The organism is Candidatus Nitrospira salsa (genome assembly GCF_965152625.1).
Window position 1 is genome coordinate 1253811 of sequence record NZ_CBCUCO010000002.1, and the last position, 19680, is coordinate 1273490.

19 protein-coding genes, 1 pseudogene and 1 riboswitch are annotated in these 19680 nt (G+C 46.5%); of the genes and pseudogenes, 9 read left to right on the forward strand and 11 right to left on the reverse strand.

Features of this window, described 5'->3' with window-relative positions:
• Nucleotides 1–29 precede the first annotated feature (29 nt).
• Nucleotides 30–410: a hypothetical protein gene (locus ACWQXP_RS07645; RefSeq protein ID WP_454062233.1), complete on the reverse strand. Its 381-nt coding sequence runs from the start codon at nt 408–410 to the stop codon at nt 30–32.
• 226 nt (nt 411–636) lie between these two features.
• On the opposite strand from ACWQXP_RS07645, the gene ACWQXP_RS07650 reads away from it, so the two are divergent.
• On the forward strand, nt 637–1062 hold the full coding sequence (locus ACWQXP_RS07650) for a hypothetical protein (protein ID WP_454062234.1): 426 nt from the start codon (nt 637–639) through the stop codon (nt 1060–1062).
• 179 nt (nt 1063–1241) lie between these two features.
• On the opposite strand, the gene ACWQXP_RS07655 is transcribed toward ACWQXP_RS07650, so the two are convergent.
• Complete coding sequence (locus ACWQXP_RS07655) at nt 1242–2165, reverse strand: bestrophin family protein (protein WP_454062235.1); 924 nt, start codon at nt 2163–2165, stop codon at nt 1242–1244.
• 158 nt (nt 2166–2323) lie between these two features.
• Here ACWQXP_RS07655 and ACWQXP_RS07660 point away from each other — a divergent pair.
• Nucleotides 2324–2904, forward strand: a pseudogene (locus ACWQXP_RS07660) (transglutaminase-like domain-containing protein).
• Between the two features lie 67 nt (nt 2905–2971).
• On the opposite strand, the gene ACWQXP_RS07665 reads toward ACWQXP_RS07660, so the two are convergent.
• The gene (locus ACWQXP_RS07665) at nt 2972–3292 is read right to left on the reverse strand and encodes an SRPBCC family protein (protein WP_454062236.1); all 321 of its coding nucleotides are present in this window, start codon (nt 3290–3292) and stop codon (nt 2972–2974) included.
• A gap of 115 nt (nt 3293–3407) precedes the next feature.
• On the opposite strand from ACWQXP_RS07665, the gene ACWQXP_RS07670 reads away from it, so the two are divergent.
• The 3 genes from ACWQXP_RS07670 (at nt 3408) to ACWQXP_RS07680 (ending at nt 6400) form a co-directional block, all read left to right on the forward strand.
• On the forward strand, nt 3408–4658 hold the full coding sequence (locus ACWQXP_RS07670) for an IS256 family transposase (RefSeq protein WP_454061102.1): 1251 nt from the start codon (nt 3408–3410) through the stop codon (nt 4656–4658).
• Between the two features lie 395 nt (nt 4659–5053).
• On the forward strand, nt 5054–5992 hold the full coding sequence (locus tag ACWQXP_RS07675) for an RluA family pseudouridine synthase (RefSeq protein ID WP_454062237.1): 939 nt from the start codon (nt 5054–5056) through the stop codon (nt 5990–5992).
• Between the two features lie 90 nt (nt 5993–6082).
• Complete coding sequence (locus ACWQXP_RS07680; RefSeq protein ID WP_454062238.1) at nt 6083–6400, forward strand: tetratricopeptide repeat protein; 318 nt, start codon at nt 6083–6085, stop codon at nt 6398–6400.
• A gap of 2 nt (nt 6401–6402) precedes the next feature.
• Here ACWQXP_RS07680 and ACWQXP_RS07685 read toward each other — a convergent pair whose 3' ends face one another.
• The gene (locus ACWQXP_RS07685; RefSeq protein WP_454062239.1) at nt 6403–7419 is read right to left on the reverse strand and encodes a S1C family serine protease; all 1017 of its coding nucleotides are present in this window, start codon (nt 7417–7419) and stop codon (nt 6403–6405) included.
• A gap of 47 nt (nt 7420–7466) precedes the next feature.
• Nucleotides 7467–8021, reverse strand: a complete 555-nt coding sequence (locus ACWQXP_RS07690; RefSeq protein ID WP_454062240.1) for a mismatch-specific DNA-glycosylase — start codon at nt 8019–8021, stop codon at nt 7467–7469.
• Between the two features lie 361 nt (nt 8022–8382).
• Here ACWQXP_RS07690 and msrA point away from each other — a divergent pair, with 361 nt between their 5' ends.
• The gene (gene msrA / locus ACWQXP_RS07695) at nt 8383–8994 is read left to right on the forward strand and encodes a peptide-methionine (S)-S-oxide reductase MsrA (protein ID WP_454063004.1); all 612 of its coding nucleotides are present in this window, start codon (nt 8383–8385) and stop codon (nt 8992–8994) included.
• Between the two features lie 290 nt (nt 8995–9284).
• Here the strand turns inward: msrA and ACWQXP_RS07700 are convergent, their stop codons facing one another.
• Entirely contained in the window at nt 9285–9929 is a 645-nt protein-coding gene (locus ACWQXP_RS07700; RefSeq protein ID WP_454062241.1) for a hypothetical protein, read from the reverse strand.
• A gap of 306 nt (nt 9930–10235) precedes the next feature.
• Nucleotides 10236–10880: a hypothetical protein gene (locus ACWQXP_RS07705; protein ID WP_454062242.1), complete on the reverse strand. Its 645-nt coding sequence runs from the start codon at nt 10878–10880 to the stop codon at nt 10236–10238.
• 403 nt (nt 10881–11283) lie between these two features.
• Here ACWQXP_RS07705 and ACWQXP_RS07710 point away from each other — a divergent pair, with 403 nt between their 5' ends.
• Nucleotides 11284–11649: a hypothetical protein gene (locus ACWQXP_RS07710; protein WP_454062243.1), complete on the forward strand. Its 366-nt coding sequence runs from the start codon at nt 11284–11286 to the stop codon at nt 11647–11649.
• On the opposite strand, the gene ACWQXP_RS07715 is transcribed toward ACWQXP_RS07710, so the two are convergent.
• Nucleotides 11618–12502 (reverse strand): 50S ribosomal protein L11 methyltransferase, encoded by an 885-nt coding sequence (locus ACWQXP_RS07715; RefSeq protein WP_454062244.1) that lies wholly within the window; start codon nt 12500–12502, stop codon nt 11618–11620. The two genes, ACWQXP_RS07710 and ACWQXP_RS07715, sit on opposite strands and share 32 nt — an antisense overlap.
• A 223-nt stretch (nt 12503–12725) precedes the next feature.
• Here ACWQXP_RS07715 and ACWQXP_RS07720 point away from each other — a divergent pair, with 223 nt between their 5' ends.
• A complete protein-coding gene (locus ACWQXP_RS07720) occupies nt 12726–14570 on the forward strand; it encodes a MutS family DNA mismatch repair protein (RefSeq protein WP_454062245.1) in 1845 nt (614 codons plus the stop codon).
• Between the two features lie 110 nt (nt 14571–14680).
• On the opposite strand, the gene ACWQXP_RS07725 is transcribed toward ACWQXP_RS07720, so the two are convergent.
• The 3 genes from ACWQXP_RS07725 to ACWQXP_RS07735 form a co-directional block, all read right to left on the reverse strand.
• Complete coding sequence (locus ACWQXP_RS07725) at nt 14681–14959, reverse strand: hypothetical protein (protein ID WP_454062246.1); 279 nt, start codon at nt 14957–14959, stop codon at nt 14681–14683.
• A gap of 469 nt (nt 14960–15428) precedes the next feature.
• A complete protein-coding gene (locus tag ACWQXP_RS07730; RefSeq protein ID WP_454062247.1) occupies nt 15429–17114 on the reverse strand; it encodes a di-heme oxidoredictase family protein in 1686 nt (561 codons plus the stop codon).
• 531 nt (nt 17115–17645) lie between these two features.
• The gene (locus ACWQXP_RS07735; RefSeq protein ID WP_454062248.1) at nt 17646–18890 is read right to left on the reverse strand and encodes a fibronectin type III domain-containing protein; all 1245 of its coding nucleotides are present in this window, start codon (nt 18888–18890) and stop codon (nt 17646–17648) included.
• A gap of 51 nt (nt 18891–18941) precedes the next feature.
• Nucleotides 18942–19022: riboswitch (cyclic di-GMP riboswitch) on the reverse strand.
• A 341-nt stretch (nt 19023–19363) separates the two neighbouring features.
• On the opposite strand from ACWQXP_RS07735, the gene ACWQXP_RS07740 reads away from it, so the two are divergent.
• Entirely contained in the window at nt 19364–19546 is a 183-nt protein-coding gene (locus tag ACWQXP_RS07740) for a hypothetical protein (RefSeq protein WP_454062249.1), read from the forward strand.
• Nucleotides 19547–19680: the final 134 nt, after the last annotated feature.

Here is a 19680-nt window from a genome sequence, read left to right on the forward strand (position 1 = left end):
AGAATATTGAATGCATTTTTCCGTGTGTTTTAGGATTGCCTGAAAATTTCTTCCATACTTTTGAGAGCTTTCGCACTGGTCTTTCGAATAATTGCCTCAGTCTTTGAAGTCAGTTGCACATTTTTCGTGCGTGTCCCAGTCGCTTGTAGCTCTAAATATTTTGCATCTTTCGCATTCTGAATGGCCCGACGTGCTTGCGAGGCCGACAATTGAGGAATGATCTTTTCCGCATCACTCATGGTAACTGGGATCTGATTCTTTTGCTTCAAAAATAATTCCGAAAATAATGTCCAATAGTAACTCTGCTGAAGCTTTGGTTCACGCGCAAATGCGGTGAGCCATTCTTGCGCCGCCTCTTTATTGACAGCCTCGATATAGCGCATGATTTCTTTATCAGAAAATCTCTTCACACTCAGATCCCTCCAATTTTCACGCAGGTGAATCACACCTCATACATCCTGTGAACATTAAAAATTAATGCATACTACGTATAAAGTCAAGACGCAAGTTATTGTAACAGTTAATAAAATAACTTTATTAGATAGCATAAAGACTTCATAATACATGTCAAATTGACTAGTATAATGAATATAGATATAGTGAATTGATCGCAATTATGACAAAAGGAGGTACAGCATGAACACACGTCAATTGATTTCTACTGGAACAGGACCTGTGTCGCGACCTACCCCCTCACGACAAGTCGGCTTACGCCAAACTTCTATTATAAGCGGCCTACTGTTTTTGACATTAGGAATAATTTCACCTGTTTGGGCAGGAAAAGGACAGAAAACATATACGACACCACTTCATTTGACTGGACTTTCCATTCATGTTGGTCCTGGAGGCCTTCACCCGGGTATTGGAGGACATCGACATAGATTTCGAGGCCCACAGGGACACCTCAGAAGACACTTTGGACATCGACATTATTTTGGCCCATCCCCGTTTGCCTATCGGTACTATGAACGGCATACATATAGACCACGATATTTTGGAGGACACCCGAACCATCGTGGCCACTTTAAAGGTGGAAGACTTCATCGCCGACATCGACATTAACGACGACCCACCCCCCCTGAGAATTTTGTTCGTTCGGGGGGTGAGTCCTTACACGTCAGATGAATGCGAGGGGAACCATGGATCATAAATGAGGATCGCGATGCGCATGTCGCATTAAAATCATACACATCATGGTGAGTGCACGACCAGAAAAAACCAAAAGACATATCAGGCAACAGTTACATCAACACACCATCGATCGGTTCAATTTTAGGCGGCACAGACGTTTCTCCCAATTGTTGCCGTAAATCAATTTCAATATTTCGGCAAATCGCATTCATCGGAACATCCTCGTTTTTCCCATCAAATGGGTCTTCGGTTCGACTTCCCACTCGTTCCATAACCGTAAACATGAACGCCAGCATCACGTAAATAGGTAGTGTTTCCCATCCCAAATGTTGCACCAGTGAGAAGGGAAGAAGTAACAGAAACGCCCACACAAATACCTTGGTGAAAAACCCATATTGACGAGGCAAGGGAGTATGCTTAATTCGTTCACATTTACCTTGAGCAATATAAAAATCTTTGACAGAGTCCATTAATCCCATCACATAGGGGCGCGGGGCAATCCAGCCAACATCAAACACTTCCTGTAATCGTTTCGCTTGCCAATGATTCAGCTGTGTCGCTTGATTGGCCACTCCATCCAACCGGTCTAACTCAGCCTTATTAACGAAGGGAGCAAGGACATTCGACATGTACCCCTCTAACAGCTGTAAACGCAAAGCCTGCAAAAATGCGAAGTGCCGATAAATAAACTCTCGATGCAGTTCCGCGACCTGCTCAGGATGGGCATCGCTCCCTTGAGGAGGTCGAATATAAACAAGCACTTGCGAGGCAAAATTTCTTGAATAATTCGTTAATTCCCCCCAAACGATCCTGGCTTCCCAATACCGTTCATAAGCCGAATTATTTCGAAACGCCAATAAAATTGCGATGGCCGTTCCAAATACACTAATCCCGGTAAAAGGAAATGCGAGTTTTTCAAAAAAGAATTCTAAATGAAGTGTGCAGACTCCGTAGCCATACAGGGTATAAAACAAGACAGCCCAACCGTCAATTTGTAGAAACCACTTGAATGGAAGCCTTCTTCTGACAATCATTGAACAATCATTTCTTTGATACGATTAAAATGTGATGACGTAACAGAGCACATTTCATATAATTCAATTGTGAGTTCACAACCTGTCAAAGTATGAACTCAGAAATCAACCTCAGCCGTCAGGAGTGATCCATTTTGCGTGAGCAAACATTGCCAGACATGAATCCCTATCTGGCATCGAGCCGCTATATCGATTGGGAAACACCGGCCGTTATAGCTCAAGCTCAACAGTTAGCCAACAACCATCGGTCTTCTCTTGATATTGCCAAAGCCTGCTTCGAGTTTGTGCGTGATGACATCAAACATAGTTGGGATTATGCCCTCAACCCTGTGACGTGCAAAGCTTCTGAGGTTCTTCAACATGGCACCGGGTATCGTTATGCGAAGAGTCATCTGCTCGCCACATTGCTCAGGGCAAACAATATTCCAACAGGAATTTGTTATCAACGACTGACCATCAGCGACGATAGACTACCTTTTTGCTTACATGGCCTCAACGCCCTCTATCTTGATAAATTTGGTTGGTATCGGGCTGATGCGCGAGGGAATAAGGACGGGGTCACTGCATCGTTTTCCCCTCCCGTAGAAAAGTTAGCGTACCCACTTACGACTCAAGGTGAAGCTGATTTTCCAGAGATATGGGCTGAACCGCTCAATGAAGTCATTTCAGCTCTTGAGAACAAAAAACCTATCAAGAAGTCGCAGACAACTTACCTGACATACCTAGGACTACCTCTTGACTTACATAAATTCAATACCCGGCAGAATACCTCAAGATTCAATTCTTCCATTGCACCCCAATCACCATCACGCAAAATGCTTTTTGAGCGCCTGCAAGAGCGCCTGATAAATGGGATTGCATAATTCCCCAACTGCCGCATCATCCGGTGATTCATAGGACGACTGCCACTCAACGAAGGCTGTGTTATTCTCTGTGATGGGCAACACCCTGGCCGCCCCGATATAATGCTTCACCGCATCCTTCGCAACCGGACCGGGACCATCGTCGATGCGATACATGAACGTCCGTTCGTGATCGTCAAACAACACGAGCGTTTCATGAAAGACACCGTTGAGTATACGTTTTGCTCCAACTTGATCACTCTCAAGTTCGCTGATCTTATCCACTTGCGTCACGACACCGAGTTATATTAAAAAGTTGGGGATGATCTGAAAGAGAAAGGCGGCGTATCCTGGTGATCGAGCAAGATCACCACCCTTTCAAACAAAAGGAGGATACGCCATGAAAGAGCGTAACGTTGTAGAGCAGACGAATCAAGATGAGCATACGGAGGATCCCTTGACAGCGGTGCTGCGTAAGGGAGCACGTGACCTTCTGACTCAAGCGGTGGAGGAGGAAGCTCGAGCATTTCTCGCTAGCCATGCGACTCTCCGCGATGACGAGGGGCATCAGATGATTGTCCTGAATGGCTATTTGCCGGAACGCACCATTCAAACGGGGATTGGGGGCGTCCCGATCCGAGGCCGACGAATCCGTGATCAACGGAAGATTCCGAAGACCGATCGCATTGCGTTTACCTCAACGATCCGGCCTCGCTATCTTCGGCGGAGCAAGAGCCTAGAGGAGTTGATTCCGTGGCTCTATTTGAAGGGGATTTCGACCGGAGATTTTTCCGCGGCCTTACGGACCCTTGTGGGTAATCCTACGGGGCTCTCCCCGGCCACGGTGTGTCGGTTGAAAGTTGGCTGGCAGCACGAGTGGGAAGTGTGGCAGCAGCGAGATTTGACGGGGAAGCGGTATGTGTATTTCTGGGTGGATGGTCTGCACGTAAATGTACGCATGGAGGACTCGCCCTGTCTTTTGGTGGTGATTGGGGCCACGGCCGATGGGCATAAAGAGCTGGTTGCAGTAGAGGATGGGATCCGAGAGAGCGAGCAATCCTGGAAGGACCTCCTCCTCAATCTCCACCGCCGTGGCTTGACCATGGGGCCAGACTTGGCGACGGGCGATGGTGCCTTGGGATTCTGGAAAGCCCTACCTCAAGTCTATGGTTCGACCAAGGGACAACGGTGTTGGGTGCATAAAACGGCCAACGTGTTGAATAAACTGCCGAAGAGCTTGCAGGCGAAAGCCAAGGCCGGGCTCCACGAGATCTGGATGGCCCCCACCAAAGCTCAAGCGACCAAGGCCTTTGATGGATTGATCCAGACCTATGAAGCGAAATACCCGAAAGTCGCCGACTGTTTACAGAAGGACCAAGAGGCCCTGCTGGCCTTCTATCAGTTTCCAGCCGAGCATTGGCAGCATATTCGAACGACAAATCCGATTGAATCAACCTTTGCCACGGTGCGCTTACGCACCGCCAAAACACGAGGCTGTCTGTCTCGAACGACCGCGTTAACCATGGCTTTCCAATTGGTGCGCTGTGCAGAAAAAACATGGCGACGGTTGCGAGGCTATCAGCGGCTCGTCCAGATTACTGAGGGCATCATATTCGTCGATGGAGAAGCAGTCACCAGGAAGGCCGCCTAAGGAAGTCATACCCAAGATTTGACAATAGCTCCACGACACCAGATGCCCACGATAAATCATGAAACTTTCGTAGAGTCTCCCAAACCGTGTCACACGGGGCATCAACGACGACTGAGTTGTAACACTTCCCCATGGTTTTCCTCCTCCGAGCAGGCTACCCTAACTTGGTAGCCTGGACTCATGTTTCAAGCTTTTACTTCGTCACAAAACGACTCCCTCATACGATATTCCTATTCAATTTTTGAACGATTATAGTAGCATACCAACACAAATCCTATGATGATTGAAAGAACCAACAGAACGAGACTGAATGTTCCGCCTACAACACCCAACACGGCCAAATATCATAACCAATCTATTTCTGTCATGCTCTCGAGACGAAACAAGACGTAAACGTGATTACTGAATTCCTCATTACGTCAGGAGAAAAACCCAAACGTCTCGATAGGTTTCTCGCTCACCGACAGCCAGAAATCTCTCGTTCAAGCTTGCAACGACTGATCATGCTGGGGCGAATACGGGTTAATACGTTCATAGTCAAACCAAGCCAGAAGGTGAAGCCAGGGGACACGATTACTATGGACAGGCCTCAACCAAGTGCCTTGAAGGTTGAGGGGAAAACCGTTTCTTTGGAAATCATCTACGAAGATGAGGTACTCATTGTCGTGAATAAACCTGTCGGAGTTGTGATGCATCCAACATCAGGGAATTGGGCTGGAACATTGCTGAACGGCGTACTGGATCATTTTCAAGCCACCAATCAGGATAAACTGACTCCTGGAATCGTCCACCGCCTTGACAAGGATACCTCTGGACTTTTGGTCATCGCCAAAAACCGAGAAGCTCATCGAACGCTTGCTAGTCAATTTGAAAATCATTCCATCACACGTCGCTACGAGGCCATCGTCTGGCAGATTCCTATTAAAAATCACGGCGTGATTGACTTGGCAATTGGACGCGATGCACATGTCCCTAAAAAGCACTCATCTCATACAGCCACCCCACGAGCGGCAGTAACGGAATATTGTGTTATACAGCAGTGGAAGAAGTTAGCATCTCGCATCATGCTTTCTCCACACACCGGCCGCACCCATCAACTTCGAGTGCATCTTGCGTCTCTCGGCACGCCTATCTTGGGAGATTCTCTCTATGGCGGGACGCCAGTGTGTCACGTTGCCGAGATCGCCATTCCACGAGTCATGCTCCATGCACAGACCCTTGGCTTTCAACACCCAATATCGGGGGCATTCAAGGAATATACGACCGACGCACCATCCGACATGCAGACACTTCAGATGCAGCTACAACGCTTTGCCGAGGAGCTAAGAGCGTGACTGTCGAATGAAACAGATGCCACCTCGTAACTTTGAGGGAAACGATGGTATGATCGAATCTTACACTGGTGTATCGAGAAGGAGGACTGCATGGATATCGAGACATTTCGACAGATGGTTGCGAAAAACCCCAAAGGCTTTCTCGGTCGCTATGGCCTCGGAAAGAAGATTTACGAGGACGGCGGCAATCTTGAAGAAGCAGCGGAAAATCTCCGCGTTGCAGTTGAGCTTGACCCAATTCATGTTTCCTCTCACTGGATATTAGGCCAAGTGTTGGGGAAATTAGGAAAACATGAAGAAGCCAAAACAGTACTCACAGCAGGGATAGCTGCGGCCACGTCAGGTCGTTCGAATGGAGGAGGTGATCTAGTCCCAGAAATACAGGCCTTCATGCAGACTTTAAAATAAATTTATGACTCTCCCAACGTGACGTGAAGAACTTTTTCTTTTTCTTCTCGAAGGATGCGAAGGTCTATGACCTGACCAGGTGTGGTACGTTCAATTAAATAACTTTTCAATTCTGCCGCCGACGTAATCGGCGTTTCATTAATCGCTAACAGCACATCGTTTTTCTTCACCCCTGCGATTCGCGCAGGGCCATTCGCCAATGCGGCAGCCACCCGCCATTGCTGATCAATCTTCATGACCTTCATACGAATACCCAGTTTGGAGAATGCATAGGACTTTCCAGCTTTTAACGTGGTCACAATTTTTTCAATTAATGGACCAGGAATCGCAAAGGCAAACTGACTACATCGACGTTCACGACTTTCGGTTTGCGTTTGAATTATGGCATGAATCAGACCAACAAGATGGCCATCCGTTCCAAACAGTCCACCACCGGAGTTTCCACTACAAGCCGAAAGGTCGACCTGTAACAACCGGGATTGTGCCGTGGGTAAAAAGGTTCGAGGATTCCCTAAACGCCCAAAGGACAATGCAGGGCCCCATCCAAGCGGATACCCAACGGTAAACACTTCATCCCCTTGACGTGATGCTTCTTCCTCAAATGGAACAAAGGCAAGTTCACCTACATGCGAATTCTCATCAAGCTGATACAACGCCACATCGAGAAACCTATTCACACCGATTAACTGTGCAGATAATTCGGCAAGCCCATCAGTGAGCACATGAATCGCTTGTGGTATCTCAGTCTTGCCACCGCTTGTCCGTTCAACGGCATGTCGCGCGGTCAGGATATACCCTTCGCCAAGATGAACCCCTGAGCCACGGATCGCAAACTGCGATTGCACAGATTGACGAGATGCTTCATCCGAATCATGGCGCAAGATTCCGACCGTAGCATGCTTAGCTTGTTCAACCGCATCATGCAATTGGAACGACCACGCATCCGTTCTAAGTCCTTGCGTTGAGATGAGCAGCAATACGATGCATTGAATCAGTACAAGTTTTTTTCTAAAAGTCATCGTGCATTCCCTTTAAAGACGCACACAAACAAAAAGTTTTCAGTTTCTCAGCGGCGACCGGAGTTGTCCTGTCGTACGCGATTCAGTTCTATAAAATTCTTTAACATATCGTGATACGAGTAATGGGCATTCCGACCGCTCGGATTTGGAAGCACCATCACCTGTGCGCCTTCCAACAATTCTGGAGCAAAACCCACTCGCGACCTGGAAGACGTACGTTGTCGACACGTCCCAGAATCGGCATGAGGCGGAAACACCACAGGATAAAGCGTAACACCGAGTAGCGCAATAATACGAGGACGGTACCGACGAACTTTTTCGACGAATAACGCCCGCCCTTCAGCATACTCACCTTTTTTCAGAACACTACTGCCTGGAGTTGTGCGAGCAACAATGTTAGTTAATCCTAATCCCCACTCTGGCAAACGCCAATCATCATGATAGGTAACAGGATACGGAACAAAGTTCGCCTCATACAATAGCTTCCAAAATCTATTGGAATGGCCGGCATAATGATGGCCGACCTTCGCAGATTTTGTCCCGGGATTAATTCCGACAAATAAAATTTCTAAGCCCGGTTTGATATGATCAGGAAGAGTCATCAACGTTTCCGGATAAGCCCTACTTTGGTGAGTGCAAGGCCTCCTCATCCGCTAGTTGTAAGAATCACCATACCTTACTATCAATCTGGCATTCGAACCCTTACCGCTTCAGGACATGAAGCGAGACGTCTGAAGCTCAACGGCTAACTCCATGGTCAAATATGCTTCCAAATACTGATACCTCCGGCAACGGTGCAACGCATGTGAACAGACCTGGCATTGGTGAGCGGATAAGGAGTGTAACATTTCATGAACTAGATAGACTGTTTGGTATAATACATGAAGCATGGATACACGGACAGAAAATCTCTCGAAACCCCTGGCATTCGAGATTTAAACAGGAGTGAGGCTCATGAAAAATATGATAGTTGCGAGTATCTTGGCGTTCAGCGCAATCGTTCTCATACTCGGGCAGGCTCCAGCATCTTCGATGGATACTGGTACATCTGGCGGGAAATACGCAAAGGCTACTTTTGCCGGTGGATGCTTTTGGTGTATGGAACCACCCTATGACAAGCTGGAAGGTGTGTTATCGACAACCTCAGGATATATCGGAGGACATACAGTCAATCCAACATACGAGGAAGTCTCCGCTGGAGGAACGGGACATGCTGAAGCGATCGAGGTGATTTATGATCCGAGTAAGATTACGTATACTGCTCTGCTCGAAGTCTATTGGAAAAATATTGATCCGACAACGCCAGACCGACAATTCTGTGATCATGGCGATCAGTATCGACCAGAACTTTTCTACCATACTGATGAACAACGACGACTGATAGAAGAATCTATAAAGAAGATTGAGGAAACAAAGACATTTCCTGAACGTATCGCCACGGAAGTCTCTTCAGCCAAGAAGTTTTATCCCGCTGAAGAATACCATCAGGATTATTATCTAAAAAACCCTTTACGGTACAAATTTTATCGATATAGTTGCGGCCGGGATCAACGGCTAAAGGAACTCTGGGGTTAATTGGAGGAGTTGCATACAAAGTGACCTAAAATCCTCGTGTCGGCGGTGCAACTCTATTCCATATCACCACCTGTAGGTATTACAGGTATAATTTTATAGTGAATCTATCCACACATATCTCAAAAATGGCACTGAAACACAGTTCCAACTCCATAACTTCCTCAATCATCAATCGAAATCAATCCTATTGTTTCACATTTGGTTCGACATACATTGCAACCAAAACGAGAGCATTTTGAGCAGATCACTGAGCATGGCTATGATTGAAAAAACAGAACATGTGATTATGGTCAAAGGCTTATTTTGTGAACAAGAGACGTGAGTTTTTGATCTAGCGTCACAATTGTATCTTTCCACAACGATTGTCCTGAAACACAATCCCTTTGTTCTGTCGCGATTGTTAGGTCTTGTTCGCGTATCAAAATTCCAGATTGTGTACGAAATAGTGTAAATAACACTCCCGATTTCATTTTTTTGTATGCAGAGCTTCCATACACAGTATCGACCGGCAGGAATATATTATTATAGCGATCCGCGTATTGACTCAGGTTTAATGTAGAACTGGATTTTAGTTCATGTGCAATATGAATTTTAGTGTTTTCATCTTCAATGTTTGCATAACGACCTGATAGTCTTTCGATACGATACATGGCATTCAAACCAAAAAGAGTTGCCCAAGACTTCCACTTTAAGAACTGAGCATCAAGACGAAACTCATCACCGTAAATTTTATATTTTTTTTGTTCACAAAAATCACCCAACCGAAGTGATGCACCAAACTCTTGAACGTTGACCGGTGTAAAGGTTAATTGTGCGATGGGTTTTTCGTTAGTCAGCCTGCTATATGTGTATATATTGCCAAGCACTAGAAATGTCAGAACAAGAAGTGCGAGAAAACTAATGGTTAAACCACTGCGTACGATGAGCTTAAACATACCTTCATTCTAACAATATTTCATTTAACATATTAGTATTACACGCATCGTTGATAGTTAATTGACAAATAAATCATGTTGCTCCGCTCACTTCTTATCCACCTCTCTAAGAATTGGTCACTCCAGACAACCTTGGCTACGATTGGTGGATAACCGTGAAGCAGTTTTGAGGCAGTCTAGATTGAAGACTCTTACCAACTGACGTATTGATTACAGGTAGCCAAGAAAAAGCTGATAATAATTTTGAGAGGGTTAGTGGCAGTGGGTGTAAAGTAATAAAAGACCAGTTTATAATGGCATGTTCGCTTAATGCTGTCCTGTACCATTTCGGAGATTGGCCAGAGTTTCTTCTGCCTCAGGAATAAGATCTTGACGATTTTGATCTTTGGCTATCTTAAGTGCAGTCGTAGCTAAAGTCAGAGCTTCCTCTTGTTCTCCACGATCGGCAATACTTTCAGCAATGACTAATCGAGCATTGATTGCCATCGGCTCCCGCTTGATGACTTCTCGAAGAATTTCTACGCCTTTCTCTGCATCACCACCCATAATACCGGGAAGCTTGACAAGCAAGGTGCCTTTGGAAGACAGCGCATCAATATGTTTAGGATCAAGTTCAAGTGTTCTGTTCAATTCATCCATCATTCGGTTATATCCAAAGATTGCGCCCATCGTAGGCTCACCATCTATACGCATCTGCTCGCCCAACGTGCAAAATAGAGAAAAGTGGGCTTCGGCATAATTTTTATCGGCTTCAATCGCTTGTTCTGCAATAGCCTCGGCACGTTCAAAATGCCCCATCCGAACATCGCGATCTTTCGCAATACGTCCTTTTTGACATTCTTCTAATGCACGTGCACTGAGATCTTGAGCTGTTTGTTCAGCCATGGCACTCGCAACAAAACCTCCAAACCATAAGACACCGATGAATGTGATCAGGTAAAATCTTCGCATCAGAACAGGTCTCCCTCTCACTCCACATTCCATGAAGCCAGCATGCAATTCGTATAAGACCAACCTTTTACTTATACCAAACGCTCGTTTAAAAAGTTAAGGCAAATGAGCAACATATGTTTATAATTTTCAACTGAAATGTCCTGTTTGTCAAAATTTCTGGCCTTCTCGTCATTTCATTCCTTTACCGATCTTCGTCAAAATTCGAATCAGTTTGAGCTTTCGGTGATTATTAATGAAAAGAACGAACTTTGTTCCGTTCAACTTCTCACACATATTGATAGAGCTTGATGCAGAATGCTGAACACTTCGCACGGTTGTAATAAATTGCTTTATGATCTTGCTCCAAACACAATTTCCAATTATGGTGCATATGGAGGGATGCTAGCTTGTTGAAAAGACTATGCGTTTACCTGGACGTGTCATAGGATTGCTCAAAGAATATATGCATGACTTGGTCGAGCAGGCCAAGCAAGACGAAGCTGCGTCTCAGTCATTTGGATACGCTTCACCTCCGTATCACACCGATCAAGCCATTTCAGATTTACTGGCGATCTTAGATGACCGGATTGAATCGGAGGGCGTCCAAGTCGGGCTGCACGTGGAATTCCTTCATCAAATGTGGACGCTATGCGATCAGGCCCGTGCACATATTACCGAGACCGTCTGGCTTGAACAAAAACTGGTCGACGAGAAACCTTCAAAAGCACAAACTCGAGCCTTCACTTATCATGCCCTTATTGATTATCTTGAGCACCAGCCTGAATAAGTCCGTCAACTTCGCGTTGTAACCATACCGACACCCAATCTTCTCGTCTCTTCACCTCGACACAACACCATCCATGCTTCATATAGTGAGCAACGATTTCCTGTTGATCATCAACAAGAATCCCAGACAAGCATAAGTCAGTGTTCGCACTCGACACTCGCGTCAAAGACTGACACCCTGCGAATAATATTCGCCTATCGATATTGGCGATAATCAAGTCAAATGACTCATCAGGCAAAGCCTGAATATCTAATGTGCGAAGTTCAAGCTCCGCACCAAATTGATTCACCTGCGCATAGTCTTTGGCACAATCAATAGCCACGGCATCATGATCAATGCCTAAAGCGAACGTCGCGCCAAACCGCAACGCCAGCATCGCCAAAAGACCGCTTCCCGTTCCAACGTCCAACACACGCTCCCCGCCTTGAATTCGTTCTTCTATCCATTCAGCCAACAACTGAGTGGTGGTATGATGGCCAGTTCCAAAGGCTTGTCTGGGATCAAGAATCAGTTCAATCCCTTTTTCTGGAATATCTGCCGTCTTCCAACTTGGCCGGACAAGAATCCGCTGACCAATGTGAATAGGTTGAACTGATTCTGTCCATCGTACATTCCAATCCTGGTCAAGCACCACATGAGCCGCAATCCGATCAGGATCAAACGACCCTCTCAATTGTCGAATCGCATCCTGAATCTTCACCAGCATCTCGTCAGTCCAGGCATCATGGTCATAGTAGATGTGAATCAGACCATCTTGCTCCCAAACTCCCAGCATATGATCATCAACAAGGAGACCAGCCAATTCCGTCGCACTGACTGAGGCAGCGATATGGACATCAATAAAGGAATTCATTTAGGAGCCGATCCAAAATAAACACAATCTACTACGAATACTCTGGATTTGGACAGATCTTCCAATCCTTATCGTTAAATAGTTCAAACTATTCGCCTCAAACGATCGAAACATCTGCCTCAAACCAGCTCCTTCTCGTAACGATCGTTTACCGTGGATTGACTCCTTCGATTGACGAAGAGGTTAGTTGGCGGTATGGTCGGCAGACGAGATAAAGAACACCATGAACCACAAACGAACACACACGATTGAGCAGGGCATTGCCAAAGCCGAACGTCTGCTCATCGCCGGAACACAAGCGAGTACATTCTTTACCAGATGGCGACTCGTGATATTTTTCACCGCGTTTGTGACCTGCTTAGCGTTGTATAAGAGCGAATGGTTTCATACAGGAAACCTGGCGTTGCTTGGATTTTTCATACTGTTCATCACCGTGACATATTTTCACGGCAGACTCAAGAGTCGAATACATCGGCTTCAACGTTGGAAAGAAATCAAGCACTCAAACCTGGCTCGCCTTCGCTTGGATTGGTCATCCATACCCACACGAGACTTTATCGCCGCAGCAAATCATCCGTATGCCAACGATTTGGATATTATCGGAACACAATCGCTCCTGCAATTACTCGACACCACCTTTTCTCTCCCAGGTCAACACCGATTGGGCGAATGGCTCTTAGATGAAAACGAACAACCCTTAACGTTCTCTGACTGGACAGCTCGACAAAGCCTTGTCAAAGAAATTTCACAACTCCCACTCTTGCGAGACCGTATGCGACTCGAAGCTCGACTCGTCAGCGAACACCCACTCGATGCGAACCGAATCCATGAAGCACTCAAACTGGGCGTGACCATTCCTCATCTCTCTCTACGATTATTTGCGTCAATCGCGCTCTGCCTCTCAACTGTGGTGTTAGGAATCTTAGCCGCCAATGGTAATAGTTCGGGATATTGGGTTCTATCCTTCGGACTCTACGTGATTCTGTATTTCTATACCGCCGGACATATAGCTCCAGTGTTTGGACGAGTGCTCGACCTTCACCATGAACTTGAAAAGCTCGTCGCCGTCTTTCGGCTTTTAGAGAACCGTCGCTTTGTCCACCAACCGCAGTTAGCAGATCTGTGTTCACCCATAACGACCAAAGAAGATAAACCCACCGTGCTCACACAACAATTAGCTCGTATCTGCTCAGGACTCAGCATCAAAGCCCATCCATTGATACACATGATCCTCAATGCCATCATCCCGTGGGATCTCAGCTTTACCTACCGGCTTCAAAAAACGTGCAAGCACTTGCAGACCACACTTCCACGCTGGATGGATCAATTGGCCACACTCGATGCCGCAAGTTCATTGGGAACGTTTGCCTACTTGAATCCTGATTATGTCTGGCCAATTCGAGAAGAACCTTCTTCCCGGCAAGCCGATACCGGATTTACAGCCAAAAATATGGGACATCCACTGATCTCGGCACAACAACGTGTAGCAAACAGCCTGGGTTTTCGCGAATTAGGTCAAGTACTTCTCGTAACCGGATCAAACATGTCTGGCAAGAGCACCTTTCTTCGAACCATTGGCATCAACATCTGTTTGGCCCAATCAGGAGCCCCTGTCTGCGCACAGAGCTTCTCCTGGACATGGTTACGACTATTTTGTTGCATTCGCGTGACTGACTCTTTAGCTGAAGGCCTTTCCTACTTTTATGCCGAAGTCAAACGCCTCAAACTTGTCTTAGATGCCGTCAATGAGAGAGACGGTCACGCCGTGCTTTTTCTGATCGATGAAATTTACAAAGGGACCAATAACCGTGAACGGTTGGGGGGAAGCCAAGCTTTCATTCACGCGCTACAGAAAGGCTATGGGCTTGGCCTTCTGTCCACACATGACCTGGAATTAGCACAACTTGAAACCAATGGCTCACGCGTGAGTAATGTGCATTTTCAGGAAACAGTCGAGCAAGGCAAGTTGCAATTTGACTATCAGCTTAGGCCTGGTCCCTGTCCAACGACCAATGCGCTTCGCATCATGGAGCAAGAAGGGCTCCCGATACCGAAAAGTGAGAAATAAGAAGAGAGATGGAGGGAAATCTAAAGTGCAAAGTAAAAAAGGCAAAACGAAATGAAAAAGCTTGGTCTTAGCCTTTTCATTTTAGATTTTACAATTTTCAATTCTGCTAGCTACGGCGTGAACAACTGAACGTCCTGTTGAGCTTGGTCGGTCTTTTCTCCAGTCGTTGTCCCACACTCCGAACACAAATATTCATACAGATTTCCGCTCGGAAGCACCAAGAGCAATCGCTCACGTGCTGGTGTCGCAGACTTACACTTCGGACAATACAACAAGGACGCACGAAGAGCGCCAAATTGTTTTTGTGGTGAAGGTGGCGGCGATGCAGGTCGTCGCATGCCCATACCTGGCGGGATAGGGGGAGGGCCTGAAAAAGGTGGTCTCGGCATGAACTGATCATATCCAAGAGCGTGGGCAGCGTCAAGAAATTTCCTGGCGACTCACTTCTTATTACTTCTATTACTTTACAAGAAATTCATCGCGACCACATACAAGCCAATCAACGAAAACAGGCCAATGACTGCGCCCAAGAAAAACCATAGCGCATCAGCAACCGTTTTTTGCTTCTTGCTTCTCTTCGCTCTCCTACCTGGCATTTCTCTATGATATCGCGTTCCTTCACTTTTGGGCTATGACTTTTCTAGATCTACTCATCCATTGGCCTAAAACCTTCATATGTCTACCAAGAATACATTAAAAATCTTGAAAGAAAACCTAATGTATTACATGAATATCCATAAACCCTTGCATTCTCATCTTTTAGAATGAAACACCGCACAAATGCACGACGCCTGGCTTTCCCATGCCAGGCGTCGCGCAATGATCGAACAGTTCTACATCCACTGCTAATTTACGAGCTTATGAATGTGAGCAGGCCGGATGGTTTGGCGTATGAAGGCTTCTCAAAAATTTCAAGACGTCCTCTTGCTCACTTTGTTCCAAGGAAAAGTAACTCGCACGAGCAGCCACCGCTTCACCACCATGCCAATCGATGGCTTCAGTTAATGTCGTCGCTCGACCGTCATGCATGTACGGGGCAGTATCGGCAATTCCCCACAAACGAGCCGTAATGAACAGTTGATTCTCCACATCGGACGCCTCATGAAGCGTCTCTTGAAGGCGCGGCCCCATATCATGCCGCTTCAAGTCTGAATATAACTTGATTTTAATCCCGCCCTTCAAACTTTTCTTAAAATTTGCAGGCTCTTGAGTTAGGTCAACTTGGTAATACGGCTCCTTGAACGGATGAGCGGGATCTTCTGGGTGTTGAAATGGCAAAGTCTTTCGAGAGGTCTTCATGACAGGACTGTGACAACTCGCGCACCCAATCTTGCGAAAGAGCTGCCGTCCTTTACCCTCTGCCTTCGCTTCGCACGGCGGCGCAGTCGTCGTATTAAATATGGCCAAGGAGGACAACTGACCAACACTGATTTCATTCTTTACGCCATCGCCATCATGATCAACATCTTCCCCGACGATTTCTACAGGCTCCATTCCCATATGAAACCGTAGGGCACCACAATCAAAATCACGTGTCGTGACATTATTGCCTTTTCGCCCAAACGGCCGTACAACGAGATCTGTATCAACCCCAACAACATTGGATGTGTCCAAGATGACTTCTGGCATTGCATCTGTTCCCTCAAAAAATGAACGTGTCTGCATTTGACCGCCGAGACCATAAAACGATGTCCGGGATGGTTGAATCGCAATAAAATGCATTAATTCGGAATCGGCCTCTTGCTTCAGATCTGCCGCGGCCCTCATCTTTGCCATTCCCGTTTCATTACTGCAATTGGTCGGAATTAAACCATTACCAGAAGCGATTTCATCAGACGGATTTTTCTTGAGTTCATGAAGCTCATGCGGAGTGAGATTTCGAGAAAAAACTGATCCAAAATGTACATCATTCGTCACCAGCTCATATATTTTCCCTACATTCTCCGGCAGCAAGGCTTGCTGTGCAATATCTTGTAAATCTTTCGTCATTTCTTTGGCCAACAATTCCACACCACCCGAACCAAACACAAAAGGAGGATTAATAACACGCCCATTAAATGAGGCATACTCTTTCTTGTCACTATTAGCTACATCAAATTTGGTCACGGCCGGAAACGCATTGGCAGCCGCTCCGCCTACCCCGCCGACCTCAAACGTGGCTGGCACCGCATCATTACTCAACACCGAATGACATTCTAAGCATGTCTGCGAATCAAGCCCATTCATTCGCAAAAAATGCCCATTCCCCTCATCGGAGTTGGCCTGTAGCGTGGGACGGCTACCAAATGGATTCTTATCTTCCATCTCATCGAATGGACCATCTCCTAATCCATCGTGTTTATTAAACGGCGTGGAGAATACACGCTTCCCCTGATCGATAATCTCCGATAATGAGGCCGATTGACTTTCAATTTGAGTATGGGTAATTGGCGCATCTAATTTTTTCATTTCGCCATTGGGAACAGGCCCTGCCGCACAGGAGACTAACGGTACACCTGCTATCAAGGTGGCAAAACACCAACCTGTGAGTAGCGTTTTATTCATGGCAAACCCTCCCTGTTAGAAAAATATGATAAATCTAATCTTTATATATTTGACTCCGATCATGAATGTCGCAAAACTTATACCGCTTAACCATAACGATGTGCGTTGCGAGATATTGAGATCTAAGTCTTTGGTATAGCTTAAGAAGTTACAATGAGCGGGGATATGAATCCCGAGAGACGCAAAGCCGAGAACCGTATCCGATCAGATACAGACTGTATCGACCTGCGAAAAAGCAGAATCCGTAACGCGATGTTCCCTAATTAACTGCTAGAGGATGAAGGGATCATATAGGATTTATCGTTCGAGAACGATGAAGCACCATGGCGAGGGGTATCACAATTGTTGATCTCACCCAGAGTAATTGGAAAAACAGCAGACAGAGCAAGCAGCTATCCGCTTTCGACACTAGCCACAACTTTAGGGGTAACTGATTATCAAAGCGATAACTGCGACAGCTGGGGCTTTAGCACTCATCTTGTCAATTAGCCAACCCCCTACCCCTAATAATGCCCAAGGGAGCAGACGGGATTATGAAGGGAGGGCGGAACCTGCTTGAGCGGTATAGGTGGTATCGATAAATTTCCAACTCCCGCCTTCCTTGTACCAGAGCCGCACATACAGCGTGGAGCCGTCCGTGGGTAACTCCTTGACGGTGCTGCTACTCGTCATTCCTAAATACCCACTATCATAGATATCCAGCGCTCCCTTACTCGTCCCAACATATAACCACCACTCGGTGACGCTGACAGTATTCGCCGTCCAGGAAAAGGTCTCTCTCGCACTCCTTAACGTCGCACCGGGAGCGGGACTCGTGAGCTCTGGGAGGATAGTGCCCGTGTGAGCGGTGTAGGTGGTATCGATAAATTTCCAACGACCGCCCTCCTTGTACCAGAGCCGCACATACAGCGTGGAGCCGTCCGTGGGTAACTCCTTGACGGTGCTGCTACTCGTCATTCCTAAATACCCACTATCATAGATATCCAGCGCTCCCTTACTCGTCCCAACATATAACCACCACTCGGTGACGCTGACAGTATTCGCCGTCCAGGAAAAGGTCTCTCTCGCACTCCTTAACGTCGCACCGGGAGCGGGACTCGTGAGCTCTGGGAGGATAGTGCCCGTGTGAGCGGTGTAGGTGGTATCGATAAATTTCCAACGACCGCCCTCCTTGTACCAGAGCCGCACATACAGCGTGGAGCCGTCCGTGGGTAACTCCTTGACGGTGCTGCTACTCGTCATTCCTAAATACCCACTATCATAGATATCCAGCGCTCCCTTACTCGTCCCAACATATAACCACCACTCGGTGACGCTGACAGTATTCGCCGTCCAGGAAAAGGTCTCTCTCGCACTCCTTAACGTCGCACCGGGAGCGGGACTCGTGAGCTCTGGGAAGGAAAGGGTAGGAATTGTTGGCGCTAGAACTTGCACACTTACTTCAGTGGAGGGGGAGCTTTCATTGCCATCAGCATCATAGGCGGTTACTGCAAAATAATACGTGAGACCAGCCTCAAGACTTTGTGGTTCATAAACCGTAGTATTCCCAACGTCAAAGTAAATGCTATACGAACCGGACGTGGTCCCCTGATAAACTATGTATCCAGCTAAATCAGATTCGGAATTAGCGGTCCATTGGACCTTTACAGAATCTGTGGCGGTAGACTGAATGATGTTGGCAGATTGAACAGCTGTTGGGTTAAGAAAGAGACAGCACGCCAGACCGAGTACGACCAGAGTCTTGTGAATAAAAGGACTTGAATAAACGTTTGGCATGGGCCTCCTCCTGTCGCGAAAATGGCCCCATTCCTCCCGCTTTTCCCTTCCTTAGGTAACCCAGCCATCAAGAGTTTCTCTTGATCCGTGGTTTTGCGTCCCCACCTCACGATGGGTTTGCCTTTATCAAGAAGGGGCCTTATTACAGAATAAAAGAGCTTATTTGAGTTCTTTCCTCATAGATAGATATAGTTAAAACAATCCTACAGATCTTTTCGGCAGAAAGCCCAAATACTGGACAAGGAAAAGAAAAGGGGTTCTAAAACAAAAATATATAATGATGGTAATGCGATAAAATCATTCCAGACGACGAGCAACATCGCAAAATTCACTCTATATCGAAAAAGAAATTTTCGTTAATGCCCTTGAGCAATATAATGTCCACACGATTGGGAAGAAAGAATTGTTCGAAATGATTTTCCCCCTAAGGCCTGCTTGACTGGGTTGCGTACACGAACTGCAGAAGCGACGCCATGAGAAGCTGGAAGAACAGACTGAATCATTATAAATGCCACAAAACAGCTGATGAGCCCAGCACCAGCCCTCCTAAAACCGGAGAGAAACTTCGAGCGTGGGACCACAAGGACGAGAAAACGACGATGGGCACCTTCCTACCGGCGACCGTGTCCATCCGAAGACATGACCCGACGATCTAGAATTACTTCCTCACGCGTCGTACCAACTCATCAACCGAGTCGTTTGACGCCAAGCTCAAAAATTTCCGCACGGTCATGCAAAGGTTCAGACACAAGAAAGTTCATGTATTCAGAATGGTAAAGCTGTCTGGCTA

Excerpts from the sequence above, each read along its gene's own strand:
- ACWQXP_RS07650 (WP_454062234.1), top strand. The coding sequence starts at position 637 with ATGAACACACGTCAATTGATTTCTACTGGAACAGGACCTGTGTCGCGA.
- ACWQXP_RS07655 (WP_454062235.1), bottom strand. The coding sequence starts at position 2,165 with ATGATTGTCAGAAGAAGGCTTCCATTCAAGTGGTTTCTACAAATTGAC.
- ACWQXP_RS07670 (WP_454061102.1), top strand. The coding sequence starts at position 3,408 with ATGAAAGAGCGTAACGTTGTAGAGCAGACGAATCAAGATGAGCATACG.
- ACWQXP_RS07680 (WP_454062238.1), top strand. The coding sequence starts at position 6,083 with ATGGATATCGAGACATTTCGACAGATGGTTGCGAAAAACCCCAAAGGC.
- ACWQXP_RS07685 (WP_454062239.1), bottom strand. The coding sequence starts at position 7,419 with ATGACTTTTAGAAAAAAACTTGTACTGATTCAATGCATCGTATTGCTG.
- ACWQXP_RS07690 (WP_454062240.1), bottom strand. The coding sequence starts at position 8,021 with ATGACTCTTCCTGATCATATCAAACCGGGCTTAGAAATTTTATTTGTC.
- msrA (WP_454063004.1), top strand. The coding sequence starts at position 8,383 with ATGATAGTTGCGAGTATCTTGGCGTTCAGCGCAATCGTTCTCATACTC.
- ACWQXP_RS07700 (WP_454062241.1), bottom strand. The coding sequence starts at position 9,929 with ATGTTTAAGCTCATCGTACGCAGTGGTTTAACCATTAGTTTTCTCGCA.
- ACWQXP_RS07705 (WP_454062242.1), bottom strand. The coding sequence starts at position 10,880 with ATGCGAAGATTTTACCTGATCACATTCATCGGTGTCTTATGGTTTGGA.
- ACWQXP_RS07710 (WP_454062243.1), top strand. The coding sequence starts at position 11,284 with ATGCGTTTACCTGGACGTGTCATAGGATTGCTCAAAGAATATATGCAT.
- ACWQXP_RS07715 (WP_454062244.1), bottom strand. The coding sequence starts at position 12,502 with ATGAATTCCTTTATTGATGTCCATATCGCTGCCTCAGTCAGTGCGACG.
- ACWQXP_RS07720 (WP_454062245.1), top strand. The coding sequence starts at position 12,726 with ATGAACCACAAACGAACACACACGATTGAGCAGGGCATTGCCAAAGCC.
- ACWQXP_RS07725 (WP_454062246.1), bottom strand. The coding sequence starts at position 14,959 with ATGCCGAGACCACCTTTTTCAGGCCCTCCCCCTATCCCGCCAGGTATG.
- ACWQXP_RS07730 (WP_454062247.1), bottom strand. The coding sequence starts at position 17,114 with ATGAATAAAACGCTACTCACAGGTTGGTGTTTTGCCACCTTGATAGCA.
- ACWQXP_RS07735 (WP_454062248.1), bottom strand. The coding sequence starts at position 18,890 with ATGCCAAACGTTTATTCAAGTCCTTTTATTCACAAGACTCTGGTCGTA.
- ACWQXP_RS07740 (WP_454062249.1), top strand. The coding sequence starts at position 19,364 with ATGAGAAGCTGGAAGAACAGACTGAATCATTATAAATGCCACAAAACA.